Raw genomic sequence first — 5,643 nt, 5'->3', positions numbered from 1 at the left:
GAAACGCCACATAATCTCATCTCTCTGCTGCTGACAAACAAAACGATTTGACGGCGACGCGAACCAGGGTTCTGGTGGCGCGAAGTAGAAGGTTCTTTAACAATTAACAGTCGATAAGTGTGGGCGTTTGATGGAAGTGCAGCGCTGCTGATGTAAATCAGGAGCGTATAACTTAAAACATTAAATGTTCACAAAAGAAGAAAATAGGCGCTTCTGAGAAGAAGTGGCCTGTCAGTATTTTGAGTGAGCGATAGCAGAGATGCTAGGCAGCAATGCCACAAAACAGAGATTGAACTGAAGAGTTTGATCCTGGCTCAGATTGAACGCTGGCGGCATGCCTTACACATGCAAGTCGAACGGTAACAGGGAGCTTGCTCCGCTGACGAGTGGCGAACGGGTGAGTAATATATCGGAACGTACCTTTGAGTGGGGGATAACTAGTCGAAAGATTAGCTAATACCGCATACGATCTACGGATGAAAGTGGGGGCTCGCAAGACCTCATGCTCATAGAGCGGCCGATATCTGATTAGCTAGTTGGTGAGGTAAAGGCTCACCAAGGCATCGATCAGTAGCTGGTCTGAGAGGACGACCAGCCACACTGGGACTGAGACACGGCCCAGACTCCTACGGGAGGCAGCAGTGGGGAATTTTGGACAATGGGGGCAACCCTGATCCAGCAATGCCGCGTGAGTGAAGAAGGCCTTCGGGTTGTAAAGCTCTTTTGTCAGGGAAGAAACGGTGAGGGCTAATATCCCTTGCTAATGACGGTACCTGAAGAATAAGCACCGGCTAACTACGTGCCAGCAGCCGCGGTAATACGTAGGGTGCAAGCGTTAATCGGAATTACTGGGCGTAAAGCGTGCGCAGGCGGTTGTGTAAGACAGGTGTGAAATCCCCGGGCTTAACCTGGGAATGGCATTTGTGACTGCACGGCTAGAGTGTGTCAGAGGGGGGTAGAATTCCACGTGTAGCAGTGAAATGCGTAGAGATGTGGAGGAATACCGATGGCGAAGGCAGCCCCCTGGGATAACACTGACGCTCATGCACGAAAGCGTGGGGAGCAAACAGGATTAGATACCCTGGTAGTCCACGCCCTAAACGATGTCTACTAGTTGTCGGGTCTTAATTGACTTGGTAACGCAGCTAACGCGTGAAGTAGACCGCCTGGGGAGTACGGTCGCAAGATTAAAACTCAAAGGAATTGACGGGGACCCGCACAAGCGGTGGATGATGTGGATTAATTCGATGCAACGCGAAAAACCTTACCTACCCTTGACATGTACGGAATGCTGAAGAGATTTGGCAGTGCTCGAAAGAGAACCGTAACACAGGTGCTGCATGGCTGTCGTCAGCTCGTGTCGTGAGATGTTGGGTTAAGTCCCGCAACGAGCGCAACCCTTGTCATTAGTTGCTACGAAAGGGCACTCTAATGAGACTGCCGGTGACAAACCGGAGGAAGGTGGGGATGACGTCAAGTCCTCATGGCCCTTATGGGTAGGGCTTCACACGTCATACAATGGTACATACAGAGGGCCGCCAACCCGTGAGGGGGAGCTAATCCCAGAAAGTGTATCGTAGTCCGGATTGTAGTCTGCAACTCGACTACATGAAGTTGGAATCGCTAGTAATCGCGGATCAGCATGTCGCGGTGAATACGTTCCCGGGTCTTGTACACACCGCCCGTCACACCATGGGAGCGGGTTTTACCAGAAGTAGGTAGCCTAACCGTAAGGAGGGCGCTTACCACGGTAGGATTCGTGACTGGGGTGAAGTCGTAACAAGGTAGCCGTATCGGAAGGTGCGGCTGGATCACCTCCTTTCTAGAGTTTGCATGAAAGTCAAGCGTCCACACTTATCGTCTGTTAGTTAAGAAGAACAGGTATCGGTCAAAGGCTGTTGCGTAGAGATGCGCGGTAGTTGATGGTAGGCTCGTACTGATCCAAGCGGGTCTGTAGCTCAGTTGGTTAGAGCACCGTGTTGATAACGCGGGGGTCGTTGGTTCGAGCCCAACCAGACCCACCAAAGATTTCCGGGGGTTTAGCTCAGCTGGGAGAGCACCTGCTTTGCAAGCAGGGGGTCGTCGGTTCGATCCCGTCAACCTCCACCAAGTTTCCTTGGTGAGAATCGTGAAAAATCAAACCTAAGTCGGCGTGAATAGGCGCTGGGATTTAGGTTTGGTCTTTTGAAGATCAAAAGCAATAACTGTTCTTTAACAATTTAGAAGAAGTAGTAAAGATTCGTCCATGACAAGACATTGTTGTGGATGGGTATGATTGTATCAAATCAAAAAGTATGTAAAGAGTTCTCAAAAGAGTCCATGGGCGCAAGCTGCATGGACATGCGAAAACACTTTGGATACGGCAAACGCTAAACTCATAGAAATACCTCTATAACCGCTTTTTAGCTGTGAACGCAGCTAGAGGCTAAAGTTATAGGGACAAGTGAATAAGTGCACATGGTGGATGCCTTGGCGATATCAGGCGATGAAGGACGTAGTAGCTTGCGATAAGCTGCGGGGAGCTAGCAAACAAGCTTTGATCCGCAGATTTCCGAATGGGGAAACCCGGCCCTAGTGGTCATTGCACACTGAATACATAGGTGTGTAAAGCGAACGCGGCGAACTGAAACATCTAAGTAGCTGCAGGAAAAGAAATCAACCGAGATTCCCAAAGTAGTGGCGAGCGAAATGGGAACAGCCGCAAGTTTTAGCAGTGGACATAGTAGAACGACTTGGAAACGTCGGCCATAGAGGGTGATAGCCCCTTATACGAAATGATCATTGTGGAACTAAGCTTGCAACAAGTAGGGCGGGACACGTGTAATCCTGTCTGAACATGGGGGGACCATCCTCCAAGGCTAAATACTCGATATCGACCGATAGTGAACCAGTACCGTGAGGGAAAGGCGAAAAGAACCCCGGAAGGGGAGTGAAATAGATCCTGAAACCGTGTGCATACAAACAGTAGGAGCGGACTTGTTCCGTGACTGCGTACCTTTTGTATAATGGGTCAGCGACTTACATTCAGTGGCAAGCTTAACCGTATAGGGAAGGCGTAGAGAAATCGAGTCCGAATAGGGCGTTCAGTCGCTGGGTGTAGACCCGAAACCAAGTGATCTACTCATGGCCAGGATGAAGGTGCGGTAACACGCACTGGAGGTCCGAACCCACTAATGTTGAAAAATTAGGGGATGAGCTGTGGGTAGGGGTGAAAGGCTAAACAAACTTGGAAATAGCTGGTTCTCTCCGAAAACTATTTAGGTAGTGCCTCAAGTATCACCATCGGGGGTAGAGCACTGTTATGGCTAGGGGGTCATCGAGACTTACCAAACCATTGCAAACTCCGAATACCGATGAGTGCGAGCTTGGGAGACAGACGCCGGGTGCTAACGTCCGACGTCAAGAGGGAAACAACCCAGACCGCCAGCTAAGGTCCCAAAGATTGGCTAAGTGGCAAACGAAGTGGGAAGGCTAAAACAGTCAGGAGGTTGGCTTAGAAGCAGCCATCCTTTAAAGAAAGCGTAATAGCTCACTGATCGAGTCGTCCTGCGCGGAAGATGTAACGGGGCTAAGCCAGTCACCGAAGCTGCGGATATCCGTAAGGATATGGTAGGAGAGCGTTCTGTAAGCCTGCGAAGGTGTCTTGTAAAGGATGCTGGAGGTATCAGAAGTGCGAATGCTGACATGAGTAGCGATAATGGGGGTGAAAAGCCCCCACGCCGTAAGCCCAAGGTTTCCTGTTCAACGTTCATCGGAGCAGGGTGAGTCGGCCCCTAAGGCGAGGCAGAGATGCGTAGCTGATGGGAAGCAGGTTAATATTCCTGCACCGTCGTTAGATGCGATGGGGGGACGGATCGCGGAAGGTTGTCCGGGTGTTGGAAGTCCCGGTTCCTATATCAGAGAAGGCTGTTAGGCAAATCCGGCAGCGTAATTCAAGGGTATGGGACGAGCCAATTTATTGGCGAAGCAATCGGAAGTGGTTCCAAGAAAAGCCTCTAAGCTTCAGTCTAACGAGACCGTACCGCAAACCGACACAGGTGGGCGAGATGAGTATTCTAAGGCGCTTGAGAGAACTCGGGAGAAGGAACTCGGCAAATTTGTACCGTAACTTCGGGATAAGGTACGCCCATGTAGTTTGACTGGCCTGCGCCAGAAGGACGAAAGGGCTGCAATAAAAAGGTGGCTGCGACTGTTTAATAAAAACACAGCACTCTGCAAACACGAAAGTGGACGTATAGGGTGTGACGCCTGCCCGGTGCTGGAAGATTAAATGATGGGGTGCAAGCTCTTGATTGAAGTCCCAGTAAACGGCGGCCGTAACTATAACGGTCCTAAGGTAGCGAAATTCCTTGTCGGGTAAGTTCCGACCTGCACGAATGGCGTAACGATGGCCACACTGTCTCCTCCCGAGACTCAGCGAAGTTGAAATGTTTGTGATGATGCAATCTACCCGCGGCTAGACGGAAAGACCCCATGAACCTTTACTGTAGCTTTGCATTGGACTTTGAACCAATCTGTGTAGGATAGGTGGGAGGCTTTGAAGCGGGGACGCTAGTTCTCGTGGAGCCAACCTTGAAATACCACCCTGGTTTGTTTGAGGTTCTAACCTTGGTCCGTTATCCGGATCGGGGACAGTGCATGGTAGGCAGTTTGACTGGGGCGGTCTCCTCCCAAAGTGTAACGGAGGAGTTCGAAGGTACGCTAGGTACGGTCGGACATCGTGCTAATAGTGCAATGGCATAAGCGTGCTTAACTGCGAGACTGACAAGTCGAGCAGGTACGAAAGTAGGACATAGTGATCCGGTGGTTCTGTATGGAAGGGCCATCGCTCAACGGATAAAAGGTACTCTGGGGATAACAGGCTGATTCCTCCCAAGAGTTCATATCGACGGGGGAGTTTGGCACCTCGATGTCGGCTCATCACATCCTGGGGCTGTAGCCGGTCCCAAGGGTATGGCTGTTCGCCATTTAAAGTGGTACGTGAGCTGGGTTTAAAACGTCGTGAGACAGTTTGGTCCCTATCTGCCGTGGGCGTTGGAAATTTGAAGGGGGCTGCTCCTAGTACGAGAGGACCGGAGTGGACGAACCTCTGGTGTACCGGTTGTCACGCCAGTGGCATTGCCGGGTAGCTAAGTTCGGAAGAGATAACCGCTGAAAGCATCTAAGCGGGAAACTTGCCTTAAGATGATATTTCCCGGGAACTAGATTCCCCTAAAGGGTCGTTCGAGACCAGGACGTTGATAGGTCAGGTGTGGAAGCGTAGTAATACGTTAAGCTAACTGATACTAATTGCCCGTGAGGCTTGTCCCTATAACCTTAGCAGGTTATATGATGAGCTTATTTGTTTGCCAAGGTGACTGTCTTGTAAAAGATAGCAACACCGTTTGGACACTCATACCCAACCGGGTTCACTCACCCTAGTGAACCCGGTATAAAAAACTACTTCTTCTAAATTGCGCTGTTTGTTGCTCCCACTGGAGAACAAGCAACGATACAAGTTATGCCTGATGACCATAGCGAGTTGGTACCACCCCTTCCCATCCCGAACAGGACCGTGAAACGACTTTGCGCCGATGATAGTGCTGCAACCAGTGTGAAAGTAGGTCATCGTCAGGCTTTTATTAAAAAACCCTCTGCATTCAA

General features: G+C 50.4%; 2 tRNA genes and 3 rRNA genes. All 5 read left to right on the top strand.

Features of this window, described 5'->3' with window-relative positions:
- The first annotated feature begins 291 nt into the window (after positions 1-291).
- The 5 genes from AC07RZ_RS23950 to rrf all read left to right on the top strand — a co-directional run bounded on the left by AC07RZ_RS23950 (position 292) and on the right by rrf (position 5,616).
- Positions 292-1,822, top strand: a 16S ribosomal RNA gene (locus tag AC07RZ_RS23950).
- A gap of 125 nt (positions 1,823-1,947) precedes the next feature.
- Positions 1,948-2,024, top strand: a tRNA-Ile gene (locus AC07RZ_RS23945).
- 9 nt (positions 2,025-2,033) lie between these two features.
- Positions 2,034-2,109 (top strand) — tRNA-Ala (locus tag AC07RZ_RS23940).
- Between the two features lie 328 nt (positions 2,110-2,437).
- Positions 2,438-5,310: ribosomal RNA gene (locus AC07RZ_RS23935) — 23S ribosomal RNA — on the top strand.
- A 193-nt stretch (positions 5,311-5,503) separates the two neighbouring features.
- A 5S ribosomal RNA gene (rrf, locus tag AC07RZ_RS23930) occupies positions 5,504-5,616 on the top strand.
- Together the 16S, 23S and 5S rRNA genes with 2 tRNA genes alongside form the textbook arrangement of a ribosomal RNA operon.
- Positions 5,617-5,643 lie beyond the last annotated feature (27 nt).

It is taken from the genome of Collimonas sp. GW821-FHT07E08, assembly GCF_059418905.1.
Note: the sequence above shows the minus strand (reverse complement) of the source record. Positions and strands in the feature narration are given on the sequence as shown.